The sequence below is a fragment of the Neobacillus sp. NPDC097160 genome (assembly GCF_044762155.1).
Lineage (GTDB): Bacteria > Bacillota > Bacilli > Bacillales > Cytobacillaceae > Neobacillus.
Genome location: NZ_JBIWDU010000006.1, coordinates 40590 through 62718 on the forward strand (window position 1 = coordinate 40590; position 22129 = coordinate 62718).

The 22129-nt window shown below is 39.5% G+C and carries 22 protein-coding genes; 15 read left to right on the plus strand and 7 right to left on the minus strand.

The genetic code is table 11. The features are described from left to right. Nucleotides 1-8: 8 nt before the first annotated feature. Nucleotides 9-2111 (minus strand): transglycosylase domain-containing protein, encoded by a 2103-nt coding sequence (locus tag ACIQXV_RS10000; RefSeq protein WP_402958364.1) that lies wholly within the window; start codon nucleotides 2109-2111, stop codon nucleotides 9-11. Nucleotides 2112-2295: 184 nt separating this feature from the next. On the opposite strand from ACIQXV_RS10000, the gene ACIQXV_RS10005 reads away from it, so the two are divergent. The 3 genes from ACIQXV_RS10005 (at nucleotide 2296) to ACIQXV_RS10015 (ending at nucleotide 4259) form a co-directional block, all read left to right on the plus strand. Beyond that, the gene (locus tag ACIQXV_RS10005; RefSeq protein WP_402958366.1) at nucleotides 2296-2562 is read left to right on the plus strand and encodes a phage holin; all 267 of its coding nucleotides are present in this window, start codon (nucleotides 2296-2298) and stop codon (nucleotides 2560-2562) included. Between the two features lie 123 nt (nucleotides 2563-2685). After that, nucleotides 2686-3894, plus strand: a complete 1209-nt coding sequence (locus tag ACIQXV_RS10010; protein ID WP_402958368.1) for an MDR family MFS transporter — start codon at nucleotides 2686-2688, stop codon at nucleotides 3892-3894. Nucleotides 3895-4046: 152 nt separating this feature from the next. Then, on the plus strand, nucleotides 4047-4259 hold the full coding sequence (locus ACIQXV_RS10015; protein WP_402958369.1) for a hypothetical protein: 213 nt from the start codon (nucleotides 4047-4049) through the stop codon (nucleotides 4257-4259). Between the two features lie 41 nt (nucleotides 4260-4300). On the opposite strand, the gene ACIQXV_RS10020 is transcribed toward ACIQXV_RS10015, so the two are convergent. Then, a complete protein-coding gene (locus ACIQXV_RS10020; RefSeq protein WP_402958371.1) occupies nucleotides 4301-4540 on the minus strand; it encodes a YczF family membrane protein in 240 nt (79 codons plus the stop codon). A 139-nt stretch (nucleotides 4541-4679) separates the two neighbouring features. Between ACIQXV_RS10020 and ACIQXV_RS10025 the strand changes: the two genes are divergently transcribed. The 4 genes from ACIQXV_RS10025 (at nucleotide 4680) to ACIQXV_RS10040 (ending at nucleotide 9864) form a co-directional block, all read left to right on the plus strand. Beyond that, nucleotides 4680-6284: a spore germination protein gene (locus ACIQXV_RS10025; RefSeq protein ID WP_402958373.1), complete on the plus strand. Its 1605-nt coding sequence runs from the start codon at nucleotides 4680-4682 to the stop codon at nucleotides 6282-6284. Beyond that, nucleotides 6281-7489, plus strand: a complete 1209-nt coding sequence (locus tag ACIQXV_RS10030) for a Ger(x)C family spore germination protein (protein ID WP_402958375.1) — start codon at nucleotides 6281-6283, stop codon at nucleotides 7487-7489. Before ACIQXV_RS10025 ends, ACIQXV_RS10030 begins: the two co-directional genes overlap by 4 nt. Nucleotides 7490-7512: 23 nt before the next feature. After that, the gene (locus tag ACIQXV_RS10035) at nucleotides 7513-8619 is read left to right on the plus strand and encodes a GerAB/ArcD/ProY family transporter (RefSeq protein WP_402958377.1); all 1107 of its coding nucleotides are present in this window, start codon (nucleotides 7513-7515) and stop codon (nucleotides 8617-8619) included. A 138-nt stretch (nucleotides 8620-8757) separates the two neighbouring features. Continuing rightward, a complete protein-coding gene (locus ACIQXV_RS10040; protein WP_402958378.1) occupies nucleotides 8758-9864 on the plus strand; it encodes a GerAB/ArcD/ProY family transporter in 1107 nt (368 codons plus the stop codon). Between the two features lie 16 nt (nucleotides 9865-9880). Here ACIQXV_RS10040 and ACIQXV_RS10045 read toward each other — a convergent pair whose 3' ends face one another. The 3 genes from ACIQXV_RS10045 to ACIQXV_RS10055 form a co-directional block, all read right to left on the minus strand. Next, on the minus strand, nucleotides 9881-11524 hold the full coding sequence (locus ACIQXV_RS10045; protein ID WP_402958380.1) for a PAS domain S-box protein: 1644 nt from the start codon (nucleotides 11522-11524) through the stop codon (nucleotides 9881-9883). Between the two features lie 185 nt (nucleotides 11525-11709). After that, complete coding sequence (locus ACIQXV_RS10050) at nucleotides 11710-12213, minus strand: GNAT family N-acetyltransferase (RefSeq protein ID WP_402958382.1); 504 nt, start codon at nucleotides 12211-12213, stop codon at nucleotides 11710-11712. Nucleotides 12214-12383: 170 nt separating this feature from the next. Further along, a complete protein-coding gene (locus ACIQXV_RS10055; protein WP_402958384.1) occupies nucleotides 12384-12536 on the minus strand; it encodes a YpzG family protein in 153 nt (50 codons plus the stop codon). Nucleotides 12537-12785: 249 nt separating this feature from the next. On the opposite strand from ACIQXV_RS10055, the gene ACIQXV_RS10060 reads away from it, so the two are divergent. The 6 genes from ACIQXV_RS10060 to ACIQXV_RS10085 all read left to right on the plus strand — a co-directional run bounded on the left by ACIQXV_RS10060 (nucleotide 12786) and on the right by ACIQXV_RS10085 (nucleotide 17827). Next, the gene (locus ACIQXV_RS10060) at nucleotides 12786-13964 is read left to right on the plus strand and encodes an acyl-CoA dehydrogenase family protein (protein ID WP_402958386.1); all 1179 of its coding nucleotides are present in this window, start codon (nucleotides 12786-12788) and stop codon (nucleotides 13962-13964) included. 52 nt (nucleotides 13965-14016) lie between these two features. Then, nucleotides 14017-14781, plus strand: a complete 765-nt coding sequence (gene fabG / locus ACIQXV_RS10065; RefSeq protein WP_402958388.1) for a 3-oxoacyl-ACP reductase FabG — start codon at nucleotides 14017-14019, stop codon at nucleotides 14779-14781. A 23-nt stretch (nucleotides 14782-14804) separates the two neighbouring features. Next, nucleotides 14805-15251, plus strand: a complete 447-nt coding sequence (locus tag ACIQXV_RS10070) for a MaoC family dehydratase N-terminal domain-containing protein (protein ID WP_402958390.1) — start codon at nucleotides 14805-14807, stop codon at nucleotides 15249-15251. Further along, nucleotides 15251-15652 (plus strand): MaoC family dehydratase, encoded by a 402-nt coding sequence (locus tag ACIQXV_RS10075; protein WP_402958392.1) that lies wholly within the window; start codon nucleotides 15251-15253, stop codon nucleotides 15650-15652. The genes ACIQXV_RS10070 and ACIQXV_RS10075 overlap by 1 nt, the downstream gene beginning before the upstream one ends. 171 nt (nucleotides 15653-15823) lie before the next feature. Next, nucleotides 15824-17029, plus strand: coding sequence for an acyl-CoA dehydrogenase family protein (locus ACIQXV_RS10080; RefSeq protein ID WP_402958394.1), 1206 nt, complete (start codon nucleotides 15824-15826; stop codon nucleotides 17027-17029). A 24-nt stretch (nucleotides 17030-17053) separates the two neighbouring features. Further along, entirely contained in the window at nucleotides 17054-17827 is a 774-nt protein-coding gene (locus ACIQXV_RS10085) for an SDR family oxidoreductase (protein WP_402958396.1), read from the plus strand. 300 nt (nucleotides 17828-18127) lie between these two features. On the opposite strand, the gene ACIQXV_RS10090 is transcribed toward ACIQXV_RS10085, so the two are convergent. Together ACIQXV_RS10090 and motA are read right to left on the minus strand one after the other, a co-directional pair. Continuing rightward, a complete protein-coding gene (locus ACIQXV_RS10090) occupies nucleotides 18128-18883 on the minus strand; it encodes a flagellar motor protein MotB (RefSeq protein WP_402958398.1) in 756 nt (251 codons plus the stop codon). Next, entirely contained in the window at nucleotides 18867-19664 is a 798-nt protein-coding gene (gene motA, locus ACIQXV_RS10095) for a flagellar motor stator protein MotA (protein ID WP_402958400.1), read from the minus strand. The genes ACIQXV_RS10090 and motA overlap by 17 nt, the downstream gene beginning before the upstream one ends. Before the next feature lie 181 nt (nucleotides 19665-19845). On the opposite strand from motA, the gene ACIQXV_RS10100 reads away from it, so the two are divergent. Beyond that, nucleotides 19846-20694 (plus strand): CheR family methyltransferase, encoded by an 849-nt coding sequence (locus ACIQXV_RS10100; RefSeq protein WP_402958402.1) that lies wholly within the window; start codon nucleotides 19846-19848, stop codon nucleotides 20692-20694. Further along, complete coding sequence (locus tag ACIQXV_RS10105; RefSeq protein WP_402958404.1) at nucleotides 20666-21706, plus strand: protein-glutamate methylesterase/protein-glutamine glutaminase; 1041 nt, start codon at nucleotides 20666-20668, stop codon at nucleotides 21704-21706. The genes ACIQXV_RS10100 and ACIQXV_RS10105 overlap by 29 nt, the downstream gene beginning before the upstream one ends. The last annotated feature ends 423 nt before the right edge of the window (nucleotides 21707-22129 follow it).

Here is a 22129-nt window from a genome sequence, read left to right on the forward strand (position 1 = left end):
AAGGCGTGCTATTCTCTTAGGCTTTTAGCCTTCTCCACAAGTGAATCAATCCCTTTTCCAATTGTATATAATGCCTTATCCAAGCCTTTTTTCCATTCTGGGGCTTGTTCTTTTATCACAGAGCCAATTTTCTTCGCATTGTCATTCAATTCTTTGCTAATTTCCTTTGCTTGATCATTGATGCTTTTCTTATTTGGTTCCTCTCCAGCGAGTTGGGCATTAATCGAAGCCACATCAAAACTTTCTTTTGGAAGGAATGGCACAGACTCCTTCATCATTTCTTTAAAAATCGGAACAACATTGGCGGAACCCGAGCTGGGCAGGTAATGGTCTTTGTCTGTTTGGTCATAGCCAATCCATATAGCGCCAACAATATTCGGGGTATAACCGACCATCCATTGATCCTTGGTACCGTTACCATCCCCGAATGGAAGCTGGGTCGAGCCTGTTTTTCCGGCAATTTGGACATCCGGTATATGCGCCCGCTGACCTGTTCCTGATTCCACTACATTCAGTAGCATTGAAGTCATTTCGTCAGCAACCTTTTTGGATGTTACCTTTGTTGTTTTCGCCTCCCGCTCTGCGATGATTTTACCAGTCGGGCCGACAATTTTGGAAATTAAGTGACTATCCTGCCGCTTCCCGTCATTTGGAAAAGCCGTAAACGCATTCGCCATTTGCAAGGGCGAGACACCTTTACTCATGCCGCCAAGGGCAATGGCTAAATTTTTGTCTTCCTTTTCCGTAGGGATGCCAAACCGTTTTAATGAATCTAAGCCCTTATTAAGGCCAATCTCATTTAACAGCCAAACAGCCGGGACATTTAGTGAATCTTCAAGAGCCTTGTACATTTGAACCTTACCTTGAAACGTTTTCGAAAAATTTTCCGGTTTGTAATTACCGAAGGAGGTTGGTTCATCGACAAGTTCGGACGAATAGTCATAGCCATTTTCAAGGGCTGGTGTATAGACAGCAAGGGGTTTTATCGATGAACCCGGCTGTGCCCGTAATTGGGTGGCCCTGTTAAAACCGCGGAACACATGCTCACCACGGCCGCCAACAAGTGCTCTAACTCCCCCTGAGGCTGGATCCATTAGAACAGATCCGCTTTGGACTAATGTATTTCCTTTTCCTCTAGGGAACAAAGCGTTATTGCTATACACTTTTTCAAGTCCTGCTTGCAGGTTTTGATCCAATTCCGTATAAATTCGGTATCCTCTAGTTAAAATCTCTTCTTGGGTTACGCCATATTTAGAAATAGCCTCATTTAAAACAGCATCCACGTAATAGGGATATTTTCGCTCAACAAAGCTGCCGCCGCCATCATGAAGGCGAATTTTTTCCTTTTTCGCCGTGTTGTACTCTGTGGCAGAAATAAAGCCAAGCTCCTTCATCTTCCCTAAGACGACATTTCGACGTTTCATGGCCAAGTCATAATTTTTATAAGGATCAAGGTAATTCGGTGAATGGAGCAGTCCAGCTAACATCGCAGCCTCACTGATCGTTACATCTTGAATATTCTTATTAAAGTATTTTTTCGACGCACTACTGATGCCCCAGGAATTACTGCCAAAATAAACCTGATTGATATACATTTGCAAAATTTCTTCTTTTGTATAAACCTTTTCGATTTTCACCGCCAAAAATAATTCCTCTGCTTTTCGCTTATAGGTACGTTCCGGTGAGAGCAGGGCATTTTTTGTTAACTGCTGTGTTAACGTGCTGCCGCCTCCAGTAACCCTTCGGGCAAACAAGTTGCTGAAAAAGGCACGGGCAATTCCCTTCACATCAAAACCGCTATGTTCATAAAAACGTTCATCTTCAATTGCGACAACTGCATTTGGAACATATTTCGGCAATTCCTCGATTTTTACGCCTTTCGTCCGATTGGTGGCAACATTGCTTGCCACTTTACCATTATGGTCATAGATGACTGTCGGCTGACTTAGGCCTTCCTTCAAAGATTCCACATTTGCCCTTGTTGCAAGCCAGCCAAAATAGAGGATGGTCCCTAATACAACAATTAGGATTATCAATAGGATGATTTGCGTTAGATGTTTCTTTTTCCAAAAACGGACGATCATATCCCGAAATGTGTGTAATTTCTCCATACTTTCTCCTTACTTTCAAAAAGGAATTTTCGCTTTATCTATTATAAGTTTTCTGTATAAAAAAGACCAATATTAGTCTTTTTATACAATAAATTAAATTAAAAGCAACCGTGGCATTCGTGGACAATCATTTTCTAGGGCAAGCATATGTTAATAGAAAGAATATTAGGAAAGGGATGGGAAAATGATTAACTGGAAAGTCCGTTTTAAAAATCGGAACTGGGTGATCGCGTTTGTTTCACAAATTTTGATCGTAGCGCAAATGGTGTTAGCAGGCTTAAATTCTTTAGGACTGATTGATTTTCAATTAACCGATGCCATTCAAAATTCTATTTTAACGTTTGTAAATGCCATTTTTGTATTGTTATCCATGTTAGGAATTGTTCAGGACCCGACAACCAAAGGGTACGGTGACAGCGAGCGGGCGTTAAAGTATAAGGATCCAAATTAAGCGAAAGAGTCAGTTCCACGTGGATCTGACTTTTTTTATGAGTAAAAAATGGAAAATTTCTTTACTTTGGATAAATAAATTGTTTAACTAGTTAAATAGACTAAAAATTGCGAGGAATTTCAGATGGCAAGTATTAAAAACTATATTGGACAGTTCCATCCGATTGTCTGGGTTTTATTAATTGGTACCGTGTTAACAAGGGGCTCCGCCTTTATGACGCTGCCATTCCTATCAATCTATTTATCAAGGCATATGGATCTTTCGCCCATTATTATCGGTTTAACTGTTGGGATGAGTCCGTTAATGGCAACAGCAGGTGGATTTATTGGCGGCCATTTATCAGATCGGTTTGGCCGAAAACCGATTATGCTTACGGCATTGTTTACGTTAGCTTTTGTCTATTATGGGTTTACGATTGCTGCCGGCCAAGGCTGGTTTATCCTGTTAAATGCTCTAAACGGGCTTTGTACATCATTCTTTGAACCAACATCACAAGCATTGATGGCGGATTTAACGGATAAGGAAAAAAGGATGAAGGTTTACTCCTTACGCTATACAGCGATAAATATGGGAGCATCCGTCGGGCCGTTGCTTGGAGCGTATTTAGCAAATACTTCGGCAAAATTATCATTTGCTATTACTGGGACGACCTATTTTATTTATGCGATTGTCTTGGTTTACTTTATACAGCGATTGGTAATTCCACATAAGGAACAAAGTAAAAAGACAGTATCCATTGGTGATGCTTTTCGGATTATTAAAACAGATAAGTCCTTAAGGTATTTAATCATTGGAATCATTTTGGTTAATATGGGCTATGTTCAAATTGACTCAAATTTGCCACAAATATTAGAAGGAAAGCTAGAAAATGGTGTGGTTATTTTTTCAATGCTCATTACGATTAATGCTCTGATGGTCGTATTTTTGCAGATCCCGATCAGCCATGTTGCTGAAAAATTTAAATTAATGCAGGTCATGGTGGTTGGAGCATTTTTTATAGCTGCAGGATTAATCTGTTTTAGCTTTGTAAATGGCTGGGTGGTAGCAATTCTTGCTATGGTTTTATTGACCGTGGGCGAAATTTTGATTTTCCCTTCCAACAGCATGATGATTGATACACTTGCCCCGGAACATATGCGTGGCACCTATTTTGGAGCGGCCCAATTCCGCAAGATTGGGAACTTTCTCGGACCGGTAATTGGCGGCTATCTTCTTAGCCATTACCAAGGACAAATGATGTTTTGGGTATTGGCCATCATCGCGCTTGGAAGTATCATTTTCTTCACCGCAGGAAATAAATCCAGATTCACAAGTGCAGAAAGTACAATATAAACAGTAGATGAGAGGTTTTTTATAGTGAGTCGTAAAAATGTCCACAATTTGGTAAATGTTTGATACAATGGTAAAAGAAATAGTTTAATAGCTTAATTGACAGTACTTCTATTTTTAGGATAAATCATCCTTTTGAAAAGGGGCCCTGGAAAATGTCGTATTGGATGACAACTACTGCATTATTTTTCGGCTTATTCATAGTGATCGAGGAATCCATCTATTATTTTTGGAATCGATATGTATACGGTCCGAATGAAGAAAGAAAAAGAAAATGGAAGGAAAGAGCCAAAGCTATTTTACGTATCTTCAAGCGAAAACAGTATATAGATATACAAGAAACGAATAACGAAAAGAGCCCGCAATAATTGCGGGCTCTTTTCTGTTGAACAGACCCGCTAATGGAATATTAATTTGACGGGGGCTGGCTCTGTTGTTTTTTCTTTTTAAGGAATGACGTTAGGGATTGTCCAAGAAAAAATAGGATAAATAAAATGACAATAATATATTCCGCCGGCTCCATTACCCGAAACGGATTTATTGTTTTCCAAATGATTCCTTTCGGGGTGGTACCGATTAAAAGATCCAATAAAATCATGAGAGCAAACATCCCAATTGCTAATAAAGTAGCCACGAAAAACTGCTTCAATAATTTCACCTTCAATCCAATTATGTTTATTGTTTTGAATTCATGAAGTCTTTATACGGAAAGTTTCTTGGATGAAATGGATATATCAGAGCATGTTGGGGAAAATACCCAATATGAAATGTTAAGTGGGGTGGAGCTTATGTCAATTTTATCGAATATGTTGAAAAAGAAGCAGAAAAAGAGACAAAACGATAATTACCGGCAAAAGCAAGATCCACAAAAACCGGAGGATTTATCTATCCTGAGGGATTGTCAAGATAATATGACCCAAATTAAGCAAGAGTTTGGGAACAGTACGGATATAGTCTTCCGTGAATTTACATTTGACCGAAAAAGAGGAACTTGCGTTTATGTAGATGGTTTAGTGAATGAAGAATTGATTAGTGAATATTTTATTGAGTCTTTATTGGACAGAGAGTTCGACAACCTTCACGATTCCTTTCAATTATTGGCAGAAAAATCGGTAAATCTGGGGAATATTCAGATTATCACCGACTGGAATCAGGTTTATGATTCTCTGCTATCCGGAAATAGTTTATTTTTTTTAGATGGCTATAACAAGGCCGTTAATGTGGAAACAAAGGGCTGGGATAAGCGCTCAATCACTGAGCCTTCCACCCAATTAGCCATCCGTGGTCCCAAGGACTCCTTCACAGAAACATTAAGAACGAACACAGCTTTAATCCGACGAAGAATTAAAAGTCCGAATTTATGGTTAGAGACCATGAAAATTGGCAGGGTGTCACAAACTGATGTTGGGATTATGTATCTGAAAGGGATTGCGAATGAAAAAATTGTCCAAGAGATAAAAGAGCGCTTAAAACGAATCAACATGGATTCAATCCAGGCTTCCGGATATGTGGAACAATTGATTGAAGATCAATCATGGACAACATTTCCCACAACGTATTATTCCGAAAGACCGGATGTCGTTAGTTCACATATACTTGAAGGCAGGATTGCCATTATTGTTGATGGTACCCCATTTGTTGTCACTGCTCCGGCGATTTTTATTCAATTTTTCCAAGCTCCTGATGATTATTACTCACGATTTGATATTTCAACTGGCATTCGAATTTTAAGAATTTTGTCCTTCTTTATTGCATTAATTGGACCGGCTGTCTATATCGCCGCGACAACCTTTCACCAGGAGATGATTCCAACCACAATGGCGATTGCAATTGCGGCGCAAAGAGAAAATGTACCTTTCCCAGCCTTTATCGAGGCATTAATAATGGAGATTCTTTTTGAAATATTAAGAGAGGCTGGTTTAAGGCTTCCAAGAGCTGTTGGTCAGGCTGTTTCTATCGTTGGAGCGCTTGTCATTGGACAAGCGGCAGTGCAAGCCGGTATCGTGTCACCTGTAATGGTAATCGTAGTTTCACTTACAGCCATTGCCAACTTTTCCACACCAAGTTTCGCCATGGCTATTGCAGCCAGGTTAATTCGTTTTGTCCTGATGGGCCTTGCAACAGTATTGGGTTTCTATGGAGTCATGTTGGGTCTAATGTTTATGGCCATCCATTTATGTTCATTACGTTCATTTGGTATCCCATATATGATGCCTTTAGCACCTTTCAATATAAACAATCAACAGGATGTGTTTGTTCGTTTTCCGATATGGGCAATGAAAAATCGGCCAATGTTTATCAGTAAAGGGAATATCGCCAGGACTGGAGAGAATCAAAAACCGGGCCCGCCAAAACAAGAGGAAAATAATCAAACTTCAAATGGTGAATCATGATGAGAAAAATTTTTGTTATTCCCTTACTTGTGGTACTGCTTTTACCTATCCTTAGCGCCTGCTGGAATCAAAAGGAATTGACCGATCTAGCCTTTGTTATGGCAATGGGAATTGACAAGGGTGAACATAAAAAGTTTGATGTATCGTTTCAAATTGTGAATCCTGGAAATGTGTCATCCGGTCAAAATGGTGGGGGACAAGGACTGCCAATTGCCGTTTATAAAAGCTCCGGGGACACGTTAACAGAGGCTGCCAGAAAGGCGACTAAAAAAATTTCACGCCGCTTATATTACGCACATACTAATTTAATTGTCGTAAGCGAAGAAGTGGCAAGAAATGGCCTTCTTGACATTATAGATGCATTGGACAGGGATCCGGAATTTAGAACCACAACAGAGCTCGTGGTCATGAGAGGTGGTTCCGCAGAATTATTGGTGTCTGCACTTGCAAACCTTGATAAAATGCCAGTCAATAAAATTACCAAAGAGATTAAAGCGACAGAAGCGATGTTTGGCGAAAATATGAGCATCAATATCGATTATTTCCTGGAAGGGCTTGTCAGTAAAGGAAAAGAACCCATTGTTAATGGGTTTAAAATCACCGGTAACAAGGATATGGTAGGGGCGGCAAACGAACTGCAGCATACAAGAACTGAGGCTGTGATTGCCGCTGATGGATTAGCCATTTTTAAAAAGGGAAAATTAGTTGGCTGGATTACTCGCGAAAAGGCTCGTGGCGTGATTTGGATTTTGGATCGGATAAAAAGCACTGCTGTGAATATAGATTGGAACGGCAAGAAAGATGCGATAACAATGGCCCTATTAAGAAGTAAAACAAAGGTTTCAGTAAAGATTAAAAATGAAAAGCCAGTGATCCATATTGCGATTGAAGATGAGGGCTGGATTAGCGAAGCGAATACAAATGTAGACTTAATGAATCCAACTGAGATAGAGAAAATTGACAGACTGATTGAAAAAGAAATAAAAAGGCAAATTTTAGCTACAGTAAAAGAAGCACAAAAAATGAAGGCTGATATTTTGGGGTTTGGTGAAAGTGTTCACAGGAAGGACCCGAAGCTATGGAACAAATTAAAAGAGAATTGGGGCGACCATTTTGCGAACCTTGAAGTAACGGTGGAGGTTAATTCCTTTACCCGCCGCGAAGGGATTCGGACAAAGCCGTTCTGGTCAGATTTTAATAAATGACCCTTAGAAGAGGGGAAAACGCAATGGAGAAGGCAAAAATCAAAGCATCGCAAATGTTTATATTAGTGGTCCTGTTTGAAATGGGGAGTGCGATTCTTATAGTTCCGGGATTTGCGGCAAAACAAGACGCATGGATCGCTATCTTGTTAGGGTTAGCTTGCGGTTTACTAATATTTCTCATTTATTACCAGCTTTATACCTATTACCCTGAATTGCCATTTACGAGTTATGTTCAAGAAATTACCGGGAAATGGATTGGCAGGCTGCTAGGACTGTTGTATATCATCTATTTTATGTACTTTGCTACAAGGGTATTGCGTGATTTTGGAGAATTGTTAACGACTACAATTTATTTTAATACCCCGCTCATCGTTATTAATTCGTTAATGATGCTAACAATTATATATGGCGTACGTAAGGGGATTGAAGTGATGGCAAGAGTGGGGGAACTATTTTTTGGTGTCATCTACCTGATGGCATCGGCTGGATTCCTTCTCATTCTCTTTTCAGGATTAATTCATCTCGAAAATCTCCAACCAGTGTTAGAGTTTGGCTGGAAGCCTGTATTCATCACATTTCTTAGGGAAACGAACTTGCGTCCATTTGGAGAAATGATTGTTTTTACGATGCTGCTACCCTATTTAAATGATAAAAAAAAAGTAAAAACTGCTTGTATGTTCGGGATGATTTTAGCGGGAATTAATGTTACCATCACGGCTGTCATAAATGTGGCTACGTTAGGGGTGGATCTGTTCGAACGCTCAAATTTCCCGCTGCTAACCACTATCGGTAAAATTCAATTGGCAAATTTTATTGAACGATTGGATGTTCTATTTATGCTTTATTTAGTGATCGGCGGTTTCTTTAAAATTTCAATATTTTTCTACGCAGCGGTAGTCGGAGCAACAGACCTGTTTCACTTTAAAAACCATCAGAAGCTAAGTTTTCCCATTGGTTTAATTATCCTGTTAGCCTCTGTAACGATTGCATCGAATTATGCGGAACATATTCAAGAGGGGATAAAGATGGTACCCGTTTATATTCAATGGCCGTTTCAAATTATCATCCCCACCCTATTACTCATCATTGCCTTCTTCCGAAATCGAAAGAAAAAAACAATAAGCTCATAAGGCAGCCTGTTGTTATGTTTCAATGATGCAATTTCATTTGATTGATTGGTAGGATAATCTGTACGGTTCTCCCTTGATTCGTACATAGACGTTTTGGTCTGATCTTAATAATTGGCCCTGGGAAAAGGGGATAACGCAATGGAAAAGGCAAAAATCAAAGCATCGCAAATGTTTATATTAGTGGTCCTGTTTGAAATGGGCAGTGCGATTCTTGTGGGCCTCGGGGTTTCGGCAAAACAAGATGCGTGGATGTCCATGCTGTTAGGTTTAGCAGGGGGCTTAGTGCTATTTCTCGTTTATTTTCAGCTTTATAAGTATTATCCAACACTGCCATTTACGAGCTATGTGCAAAAAATTACCGGGAAATGGATTGGATGGCCGCTTGGCCTTTTGTATATCATCTATTTCATCTATTGTTCGACAAGAGTATTGCGTGATTTTGGTGAATTATTAACAACGACCATTTATTTTAATACCCCGCTCATTGTCATTAATTCCTTGATGCTGCTTACAATCATATATGCGGTTCATAAGGGATTTGAAGTGATTGCACGAGTGGGGGAACTATTTTTTGGTGTCATCTATTTGATGGCATCGATTGGCTTCCTTCTCATTCTCTTTTCGGGATTAATTCATCTCGAATATCTTCAACCAGTTTTAGAATATGGCTGGAAGCCTGTGCTCATCACATTTTATAGGGGAACTATCACCTTTCCATTTGGTGAAATGGTCGTTTTTACCATGCTGCTTCCTTATTTAAATGATCATAAAAAAGTAAAACTTGCTTGTATGGGCGGGATGATTCTAGCCGGAATTAATGTAACGATCACTTGTGCCATAAATGTAGCGACGTTAGGGGTAGATCTATTTCAACGTTCTAATTTCCCGCTGCTAACCACTATTGGTAAAATTCAATTGGCTAATTTTTTTGAACGACTAGATGTTTTGTTTATGCTTTATATAGTCATCGGCGGTTTCTTTAAAATTTCCATATTTTTCTATGCAGCTGTGATCGGAGCGACAGACCTATTTCGCTTTAAAAACCATCAGAAGCTAAGTTTCCCTATTGGGTTAATTATCCTGATAGCCTCTGTAACAATCGCGGCGAATTATGCAGAACATATCCAGGAAGGGTTACGGGTGGTCCCTGTTTATTTGCATTGGCCATTTCAAATTATCATTCCCACCCTATTACTCATCATTGCCTTCTTCCGAAATCGAAAGAAAAAAACAACAAGCACATGAAACCACTTGTTGTTTTTTAATTTATATGCCCTTTCTGACTAAGGGGCAGGGTCATGGAAACCGTGGTTCCATGATTTCTTTGACTTTCAAAACGGATGGTGCCTTTGTGGGTTTGAACAATTTTATAGCTGACCGTTAGGCCTAAGCCAGTCCCTTTTTCCTTCGAAGAGTAGAATGGCTCGCCAATTTTAGCTAACCTTTCCTTCGAAATACCACAGCCATTGTCTTTTACTGTAATTAAAACCTGATTATTCTCAACCAGTTCGAGGCCAATCGCTACGTTCCCGCCATTGATTGACGCTTCAATTGCATTCTTAATAATATTGATAAACAATTGCTTGAGCTGATTTGGCTCACATTCAAGATGGATGCCTTGTTCCGGAAAAATGGACGCCATTTGAACATTGTAATAGCTAGCTTCAGTTCTTAATAATGAAATGACATCATTTAATAGTTTTTGAATTTCTGCTTTGGTAAATTTAAGATGCTGCGGTTTAGCTAAAAGCAGGAGTTCACCAACAATGTGATTGATTCGATTTAATTCATCTAACATGATTTGATAATAAAATTGGTGCTTGGCATCTTCCACTTGCAACAATTGGACAAAACCCTTTAAGGAGGTTAAAGGATTGCGAATTTCATGTGCCACACTAGCGGATAATTCTCCGACAACAGAAAGTTTTTCTGTTCTTCTTAGACGCTCCTCAGTTTTCCTTAAGGTGGTGACATCCCTGCCATACCCGATAATTCCTGTTATGTTGCCATTGATAATGATAGGAAGTGACGTACATTGTAAAGTAATCGCATTTCCATTCACATGTGGAATTGTTATTTCATACATGACCGGCTTACCTTCTTCTGCAACCGAGGAAATAAAGCGGTGCAAGAATCTTTTATACTTTTTCGGTAATAGGATTTTAACATTTTTCCCGATCATCTCTTCACGATTGAAGCCAGTAATAACATCAAAGTGTGGGTTTAGATTTGTAATTTTTCCATCCAAATCCAACATATAAACGATATCCGGACTGTACTCAAATAAGGATTTATATTGCTGCTGGCTTTCTGCTAATTGTCTTGCCATTTCCTTTTTTTCTGTAATATCCCGTCCAATAATGACCAATCCTTGTCTTGATCCATCAGAATGGAATAGTGGGACTTTGATGGTATCAAATATTTTGGTTGAACCGTCAGGAACGTGAAGGTATTCCTCGATACGGGTAAATTCACCATTTTTCCATGCTTCTTCATCCGAAATTTCACAGTACCTAAGGGCATCGGCATAAACCTCTGAATATCCCGCTAATTCTGAGTCCTTTTTCCCGCGATAATCTACATGTTCAAGCTGGAATAATTGCAAGCCAAAATCATTCGCTTCAATCCATCTACCATCGCCGTCTTTGAAATTAACAAAGTCAACCATTGAATTAATTAACGTGGATAAACGTTGTTGATCCTCGCGAGAAACAGATAATTCTTGTTTTTTATCGAGAAAAAAATAAATGAACCCACCCGTGACAAGGATATAAAAGATTTCTTTCGATCTCTCAACAATCGGAATGAGAGAGGAAGGTACAAATTGTTCGATTAAATAATTTGAACCATATATCCAAATTAAACTAGTAATGAAGTAAAGGATAACGAGCTTTTTTTTGCTCATGAAAATCTCCAATTCTTTCAAGGAAGCAACGTGTCCAAGAATGTAAGAAATATTTTTCTTCTATTGTATATAGTACTAGAAATTGAATTAATTTGGAATAATGCATTTTTGGAAAATCCTTTTGGAGATAATATAATGAGAAACAGTGAAAATGGTTCGAAAAACATCACTGCTTTATTTTGCGATTAAACGATTCTTTTGCCAAGGATAAGTAAATCTCTTTCGACGCCATCCAATTCTGCCACATTCGGAAGGTGTGCCCACTTTTCAAAACCAAAGCTATTGAAAAGTTTAATACTTGGTTCGTTATGTCCAAAAATAAACCCAAGTAATGTCTTGATTTCAAGCTTTGGGCAGGCGTCAATGGCTTTTTGAATAAGATATTTGCCAAGTTTTTTACCACGAAAATCGTGATGAATATAAATACTGATTTCTGCTGTTCCATTATAAGCGGGTCTGCCGTAAAACGATTGAAAGCTTACCCATGCGCAAATTCTGTCGTCCATCTCCACAACCCATAATGGACGAAAAGCAGGAGAATGATCGTTGAACCAATGCATCCTGCTTTCTACAGATACTGGCTCTAAATCTGCTGTAACCAATCTACCTGGAACGGTTGAATTGTAAATATCTATTATGATTGGTATATCACGTATTTCTGCATCTCTAATTGTGAATTCTTCAAACATTCTCATGCCACTCCCAAAAATTATGTAGTTAGATTTTATAATATAGGTCGGAGGGTACAAATTCAATAAAAAAAGAAAGACCCTTTCCCGAAATAGTTTCCGTGAAGGGTCTTTTCTTCAAATGGATACAACTTCCCTTGCAGCCACTTTTCGTTTCGATGCCAAGATGTTTACCAACGGTGGGCCTTGGCATTGCTCCTTAAGATGATCGCATTTTGCGTCAATTGAGTTTGTCCATTTACTTGTGACCTGGCAAACCTTCGACGCGTCGTATTTTGGTGAAAGAGTTCTGAGTGCGGATCTAATTGATCTTTGTAGCTCATAAAAAATCACCTCATCATAGGATACTTTGAAACGATGATATTCGTAATGAATATCATCTTTATCATTTGTAAAAAGGCAGGAAAATAACCAAGAAAAGAAAATTTAATTAAAATTACCCTTGTATTATCTGAAATTTCGGAATAAAATTAAACTAACATACTAACCGGTAGGTATGCGTATGGTGATTCATGCATATTCTTTTTAAGAATTAAAAGCTAGATTTCAAGAATAAGAATGGAGTGAATGGCATGCATTTGCGTTTGACGGATGAACAAAAAATGGTCCAGAAAACAATTAGAAGATTTGTTGAAAAAGAACTCATTCCACTTGAAAACGATGTCTTACGAAATGAACGGGAAGGCAAACCAAGTCTCCCGCCCGGAAAGCTAAAAGAGCTGCAATTAAAGGCAAAAGAAGCTGGGTTTTGGGGAATTAACACACCTGAAGAGTATGGCGGTGCAGATCTTGGTCAAATGATGATGGCGATCGTCTTAATGGAAATCTCCAAAACATTTGTACCATTTCAGTTTGGCGGCTCAGCAGATAATATTCTTTATTACGGTAATGATGAACAAAAGAAAAAATATTTACTTCCAACCATTAACGGCGAAAAGAAATCATGCTTTGCCATGACCGAGCCTGGTGCAGGGTCTGATACCAGAAATATTAAAATGGCCGCTGTGAAGGATGGAAATGAATGGGTATTAAATGGGGAAAAGACCTTCATTACTGGAGGCAACGAAGCAGACTTTGTCATGGCAATCGCGATTACGGATAAGGATTTACACCAATCAACAAATGGACGTGAAGGCGTAACGTGCTTTATTGTGGATCGTGACATGGGCTGGAAATCCGAGTATATACATACGATGGGAGAATGGGGTCCTGCCGGCTTAGTATTCGAAAATGTCCGCGTTCCGGAAGAAAATATTCTTGGTGAATTAAACAAGGGCTATAATCTCGGCCTTGAATGGATTGGTTTTGCAAGATGGGTTGTTGGTGCAAGGGCAGTCGGTGCCGCTGAACGATTATTACAAATGGCGATTGACTATGCAAAAGAACGGATAACCTTTGGGAAACCAATTGCGGAACGGCAGGCAATCCAATGGCAGATTGCGGACTCAGCCGTGGAAATTGAAGCAGCCAAATGGCTGGTTTTAAATGCAGCCTTTACGCTTGATAACGGCGAAGATAATCGTCACTTAGCTTCGATGGCAAAATTATATGGCGCCAATATGGGTAACAATGTCGTCGACCGAGTCCTGCAAATTCATGGCGGAATGGGGTACACAAGGGAATTACCGATTGAGCGCTGGTACCGTGAGGCAAGGCTTTGGAGAATTTACGATGGCACCGATGAAATTCAACGAATGATTATTGCTCGTAACCTTATAAAAGGTCATGTGAAGGTTGGGCAATACGTTTAAACATATACTGTATGCATTTTCTATTCAATTTTTTATTTCGGGAGGAAGAAAAATGACAGGCAGATTTGCAGGGAGAGTTGCATTTGTAACGGGCGGCAGCCGTGGAATTGGAAGAGGAATTGTAGAGCTTTTGGCACAAGAAGGGGCAAAGGTGGCCTTCATCGATTTAAATGAAGAAGCATTAAGCGAAACCACAAGCGAATTAAAAGAAAAAGGATACGAAGTCTATTCAAAGGTCGCAAATGTTGTCGAGGCGGAACAGGTGGAAAGCGCCGTTAAAGAAGTTTACGAGACGTTTGGGTCTGTTGATATTTTGGTCAATAATGCAGGGGTGATCCGTGATAATATGTTATTTAAAATGACGGATTCCGATTGGCAAACGGTTATGGATGTGCATTTAAAGGGATCCTTTAATGCCGCCCGTGCCGTGCAAAAATATATGGTTGAGCAAAAATATGGGCGCATCATCAATATTTCTTCTACTTCTGCACTTGGAAATCGCGGCCAGGCCAATTATGCTGCGGCAAAAGCAGGATTGCAGGGCTTTACGAAAACATTGGCGATTGAATTAGGAAAATACGGAATCACCGCAAACTCCGTTGCACCTGGTTTTATTGAAACCGAAATGACGAAGGAAACAGCTGCAAGAATTGGGGTTCCTTTTGAGCAATTAATTCAAGCAAGTGTTGCTGCAATCCCGGTCGGCAGAAGCGGGAAGCCGGCGGATATCGCCAATGCTGTTGCTTTCTTTGCTGACGAGAAATCATCCTTCGTTAATGGTCAAGTTATTTATGTTGCAGGCGGTCCGAAAAATTAATTTCGTAATGAGGTGAAGTTGAATTGTTCAAAGATCAAATCGGCAAGCAATCGAACAAGGTGAAAAATGTCGTCGAAAGAGGTGCCGTTAAGAAATTTGCGGAAGCCATTGGAGACCTTCATCCGATCTATTTTGATGAGGATACCGGAAAACTTTCAAGGTATAAAAACAATATTGCACCGCCGACCTTCCCAAGGGTATTTGACTATGGTGTGATTGCAGGAATGAACCTGCCAAATAAAGGACTGATTCATGGTGAACAAACATTCCATTACGAAAGGCCTTTATTGGTTGGGGAAGAAATTTACTGTTATTCAATCGTGAAGAAGTATTTTGAGAAAAAAGGGAACTTTGGTGAGATGGGGTTTCTCATTTTGGAGAGCTTTGGCGAAGATTTGACGGGAACGACCATTTTTAGTTCGTCTTCAACGATTGTCATATCTGAAGCTGTGAGGAAGGTGTTAACTTGATGAGTATATCGGCGGAATTACAAGTCGGTGAATTGCTAAAGGAAATTCAGCTTGAGCCTGTCTCCAGGCTGGACTTGATTAAATATGCAGGTGCTTCAGGCGATTTTAACCCGATTCATACAATAGATGATGAGGCGAAAAAGGCGGGCTTGCCGGGAATTATTGCCCATGGCATGTGGACGATGGGAAATTTGGCGAAGCTATTTACCGAATATTATGAGGATGGCTTTATTCAGGATTACTCGATTCGCTTTAAAGGGATGGTATTTTTAAATGATGTCGTTACCCTCAAGGCAACAGTAAAAGAAAAACAGGATCAGACGCTAAGGTTTACTGTCCAAGCAGTTAATCAGCAGGGCAATGATGTTTTAAAAGGTGAGGTAGTATTTCACCAATATTAGATTGTATGAGAATGATTGGCATCGTACAAAAGATCCCAGCACCAATAAGGCCTTCCCTTTTGCTGCTGGGCTTATTTTTGCCGTGAAGGCGGGCAGATGTTCGTTGGATTGAATATTCTAAAAATTTTTACAACACACCAACTAGTTTGTATGTTAAAAGGAGTGAGTAGAATGAATTTCAGTTATTCCGTAAAGGTAAATGAGTATCAGAAAAAACTGACAGCATTTATGGAGGAGTATATTTATCCAAACGAAAAGCTCTATCAAGAGCAGATAGATATAAATGACCCTTTTTCAAAAATCCCTCCAATTATGGAGGAGCTAAAAGAGAAAGCAAAACAGCACGGATTATGGAATTTATTTTTACCAGAGAGTGAGTATGGTGCCGGTCTAACCAATACAGAATATGCACCACTATGTGAAATAATGGGCCGGTCAGCGATTGCCCCGGAGGTTTTCAATTGCGCCGCCCCAGACACTGGAAATATGGAAGTTCTTGTCCGTTATGGAACCGAGGAACAAAAGGACAAATGGCTGAGACATTTATTAGAAGGGGAGATTCGTTCTTGTTTTTCGATGACGGAACCAGATGTGGCCTCATCAGATGCAACAAATATTCAGTCTAGTATTGTCCGCGATGGTGAGGAATATGTTATTAATGGATCAAAATGGTGGTCATCAGGTGCAGGGGATCCGCGCTGTAAAATTGCGATTGTTATGGGGAAGAATGATCCTTCTGCTCCCACACATGAACAGCAATCAATGATTCTTGTCCCACTTGACGCACCTGGGGTGACCATTAAAAGGGTATTACCGGTCTTTGGCTATGACCATGCCCCACACGGTCATGCAGAAATTGAATATAAAAATGTTCGCGTACCAGCGTCCAATATGCTGTGGGGTGAAGGAAAAGGCTTTGCCATCGCTCAAGGGCGGCTTGGGCCAGGAAGAATTCACCATTGTATGAGAACAATTGGAGCGGCGGAACGGGCCCTTGAGGAATTGTGTAAGCGTGTTCAGAGTCGGATTGCCTTTGGGAAAAAACTTTCTGAGCAAGGGGTGATCCAGGAGTGGATTGCTGAGGCAAGAATTGAAATTGAACAAGCAAGATTGCTCACGCTCAAAGCAGCTTACATGATGGATACTGTTGGGAATAAAGAAGCAAAGGCAGAAATTGCGATGATTAAAGTGATTGCCCCTAATATGGCCCTGAAGATTATTGATCGGGCAATTCAAGCCTTTGGGGCTGCAGGTGTTAGCGAGGATACGCCGCTTGCTGCAAGTTGGGCGAATATCCGGACATTAAGATTGGCAGATGGTCCAGATGAAGTTCATAAGCGTGCGATTGCCAGATACGAATTAAAAAAATACCGATGATTTTTATAGAAGGGGGCATTGTCCATGCATGTAAGTAAGCTGTTTGATTTATCTGGTAAAGTAGCGATTGTAACAGGCGGAGGAAGGGGTCTTGGACAGCAGATTGCTGAAGGATTTGCTGAAGCTGGGGCGAACGTGGTGGTCTGTTCGAGGAGAGTCGAAGCCTGTGAGGAAGTAAGTGAGAGCTTGAAAAATCTTGGGGTTGAGAGCATTGCCTTAAAATGTGATGTAACCAACCCTGCGGATGTTAATCATGTCGTTGAATGTGTTATGGAAAAGTTCGGGAGAATTGATATTCTCGTAAACAATAGCGGTGCTACCTGGGGAGCCCCGGTTGAGGAGATGCCGCTCGAGGCTTGGCAAAAGGTAATAAATGTGAATGTGACCGGTACATTTTTAGTGTCCCAGGCGGTCGGAAAAGTGATGCTTGAACAAAAATCAGGAAAAATAATCAATATTGCATCGGTTGCCGGATTAAAAGGCAGTAACCCAAAATATATGAATGCCATTGGCTATAACGCTAGTAAAGGTGCAGTCATTACCTTTACAAAGGATTTGGCTGTAAAATGGGGACCGCAAGGAATTTATGTAAATGCGATTGCACCTGGATTTTTCCCAACGAAAATGTCCAAAGGGCTGCTAGACCAGGGCGGTGAGGCGATTTTGGAAGGCACGCCGCTGCGAAAATTTGGCTCCGAAACGGATCTTAAAGGGGTTGCCTTATTTTTAGCAGCACCGGCATCGGATTTTGTCACTGGCGACATTGTGGTTGTTGATGGCGGCGCACATGCGATGTAGGGGGATTCTGTCTTTCTTTCATTGACAGTGAAGAGGGAAAAAGTGCTCACTCGGTAAATGAAAGGTGTTATGCGCCAGAAAGTGGTTTAATGTTTATTTCACCCGTAAGGAGAGACGCAAAATGGCGATTATTAAAAAAAAACACAATACTTAATAGAAAATGGAATTACGAAAGCGACGGAGCAGGTGCAAATGGTTAAACAAATTAACTATTAAACAAAAAAGCCAAACTCTACCATCCAGGGTGAGTTTGGCTTCTATAAAAATTTTCTATTTCGTAAGATTAAGATATTCACTTTCTTAATTAGCACGAAGAATGACAATTGTCACACGTCGATTTTCCTGCCGATGTTGGTCTGAATCATTAGGGTATAGTGGGTGTGATTCTCCGTATCCTGTAAATTGGAGCCGGTTGCCTGCTATATTTTTCGATTCAAAATAGTAGAGAACGCTTAGGGCTCTTGAAGAGGATAACTCCCAATTTGAGGAGAAACCGGACTTTCCAACAGGAACATTATCGGTATAACCCTCAATACTAATTGGATTTGGGACGGTATTAATTAAACCAACCAAACCATCCAATGTTTGAAAAGAATTCGGTTTAAGGTCAGCTTTTCCGGAGTCAAATAAAATGACTTCCTGTAAAGTGACTTCCACACCTCTTTTGGTATCGGCGAGAGTAATTACCGCTTTAAGACCATTGTCGGCTATATATTTTTGTAATTTTTCCTTCAAATTATCAAGTTCAATCTCTTCTTTACTTTTGCGTGGCTCATCATTTTGAACGGGTTCCTGTTTTTGAGGAACTGCTGCTGTGCTTTTTGATGACGGAATTGGTGCAAGGCCTTTTTGATTATTCTCAACTTTGGTCCCTGTTAACTCTGATTTTAGTGCGTTCATTATTGCTTCATACTTGGAGACATTTATATTACTTGCTGCAAATAAGACAATAAATAAGGCCAACAACAGCGTCATTATGTCAGCATAAGGAATCAGCCAAGATTCATCCACATGCTCATCTTGCTCTTCTTCGAAATGTTTACGCGGTTTTCTCATGAACATTTTCCTCGATTTTCTTTTCAAACTTTTTTTGTTCCTTTGGTGTGGTATACACAGTTAATTTCTTTTCTAATGCACTAGGAGAAACACCTTGACAGACTGCAAGCAACCCTTCAATAGTAAGAATTTTAAACTCTTGTTCTAGTTTAGAGAGTCTTTTTAATTTATTGGCTATCGGGTGCCACAACACATATCCCGAAAAGATTCCTAATAAGGTTGCAATAAAGGCAGCGGAAATAGAATGGCCTAACTTGTCGACATTATTTAAATTTCCAAGTGAGGCAATAAGTCCAATTACAGCTCCGAGAACGCCTAAGGTTGGGGCATATGTTCCCGCCTGTGAAAAAAGTAATGCCCCTGATTTATGTCGCTTGTCGATCGCTGCTACCTCGTCTAACAAGACCTCTTCAATGAACTCAACATCATGACCGTCAATAACCATTTCAAGTCCTTTTTTGAAAAAAGGATCCGTTATAGTATTCGCTAATTCTTCAAGTGCAAGAATTCCTTCTTTTTTTGCAATTTCTGCACATATTACTAAATCAGAAATTCGTTGAGATTTTGAAGGCTGTTTCGGTTCAAAAAGGGCAATTTTTAAAACAAAAGGAAACTTCTTGAGTTCACTAAACGGGAAAGCGATAATGACTGCAGAAATCGTTCCTCCAAAAATAATTAGGAAGGCTGCAGGATTGATTAATGCTGACAGTGAAGCCCCTTTTAAAAACATCCCATACCCAATCACTAGCAATGCTAACAAAATTCCAAAAATACTTGACATTGTTTTCTCCTTTGATGTTTTTAAAATATTTTCATAATGCTATTGTACGTCACTTGTCAAAATTCGACAATAACGTTTTTATTTGACGTGGTACTATTTATCCAGTAATTTTATACTAACAATGTAAAATATGAAACATTTAGGAGTCTCCACAATATTAGCTGAACAGGGAAAGTTAAAGGTGATAAACGTGCAAGATAACGGACTAGTTACATTAAGCCAAATCATTTATAACTATTGTGGGTTGCGGTTTGCTGACCGTCTTCCCACACTAAAAGAAAAAATTTCAAAACGACTAATGGAACTCGGCTTCTCCCATTGGGAATATTGTCAATACTTGAAAATGTCACCTAAAGAATGGGATATTCTTGTCGAGTTATTAACAATCAATGAAACATACTTCTATCGGGAAGAGAACCAATTAAACGAGTGTTGTTCCTATGTTTTGTCCCTGATAAAAAGAAAAAATAGAAATCGACCGATACGAATATGGAGTGCAGCTTGTTCAAGCGGTGAGGAACCCTATACATTAGCCATGTTGATTCAGGAAACGGGGAAATTCCTACCTGGTTCGGTCGAGATTATTGCTACAGATATTAACAAAAAGGTTCTTCGAAAAGCTGAAATGGGATGGTATCATCATGGGTCGTTTGCCTTTCGAAGAACCCCTGAAAACCTTTTGAAGAAATATTTTACAGATAAAGACGGCGGATACCAAATTAATCCTTCCATTCAAAAAATGATTCAATTTAAGTATTTAAATCTCCTTGATCAAGATGAAATAGCTCAACTAGCTGAGTTTGACATCATTTTTTGTCGGAATGTTTTGATCTATTTTGATCAAGAAACGACCAAGCGGGTAATCCAAAGCTTACATCAAAAATTATCAGATGGAGGATACCTGTTTCTTGGTCATGCTGAATCCATTACGGATATGACCTTGGGGTTTAAAAAAGTGGACTCAGATAAGACTTTTTATTATCGAAAGGAATCTGATCGGGATGAAACAGTACAGAGTATTAGTGGTTGATGACTCTGCATTTATGAGAAGAGCAATTAGCCATATACTTGAGGAGGACTCACAATTTCATGTGATTGGCATTGCAAGGAACGGGGTCGAGGCTGTTGACAAGGTTCATCGGTTAAAGCCAGATCTAGTCACCATGGATGTAGAAATGCCGAAAATGAATGGATTGCAAGCATTGGAGCAAATTATGCAAACATCCCCGGTTTCAGTGGTCATGTTAAGCTCCCGAACCAAAGAAGGAGCGAAGGAAACATTACATGCACTAGAACTAGGGGCGGTTGATTTCTTTTTAAAAGAAAGTCTAATCAAGAATCAGGATGGAGAAGATCGTTGCCAGGAATTTTTAAAGCGATTAAAAGGGATTGTGGAAGCCAAAATCCCGCATGTAGCCACTACGGTTCTCCAGCTGCCAAAAGAAGTCAGAAAAATGAAGCGTCAGCGTTCTGGTCTCATTTTCATCGGTTGTTCAACTGGAGGTCCTTCTGCCTTACAAACAATTCTTCCTCATTTTCCTGCGGATTTCTCAATTCCCATTGTTGTTGCTCAACATATGCCACCGGGTTTTACCAAACCTTTGTCTGAGCGGTTTGATACATTGTGTCAATTAGAGGTTAAAGAAGCACAAAATGGGACAGCAGTACAGGGGGGAACAATTTATATTGCACCCTCGGGTTATCAAACTAGGTTTGAAAATAAAACTGATGGTACTGTAATCTTTAATGTGGATAACGATGTAGATGGTGAAGCTCTATACAAGCCTTCTATTGATATTACACTTGAGTCAGCAGCACCTATCTTCACTAATCAGTTATTGGCTGTAATTTTAACTGGTATGGGAGTAGACGGGATGCAAGGGTGTGGTGTAGTGAAAAAGTATCAGGGAAATGTATTTGTAGAGGCAAAGGATTCCTGCATAGTTTATGGAATGCCCAAAGCTGTCTTAGAAGCAGGGTATGCAGATGGACAGTTTGTTCGTTCACAAATGTATCAAGAAATAATGTCCTTTATTTCTTGATTAGTGACCATGGAAAATTTAACTCGTCCAATAAAAATAAAGAAAAGATTATTTTATTTAAGCATAGCAAATAATTATTGCTACGAATCCAATAGGGAATAAAAAATATCAAAAACTATCAAACAGACTCTAACAGAAGATGAAGACAAAAATAATTACTAAAGCATTCGAATATCCAATATTAGAAATTATATTGTTAAATACCTTGGCGACAAAGAAAAAACAGGTACGGATTGATTCCTATTGCCTGTTTTTTCTATTTTTTAAAATAAAGTAGCAATAATTTCTCGTAATCAATCATAAATCATTTGAAAGAAGATACAATAATATTTTGAAAGTACCCAAAAAACCTCATGACGTAAACATGTATATGAGTTATAATGTAAAGTAATTGAAATTTATTATCCAATCGAAAGGATGGAA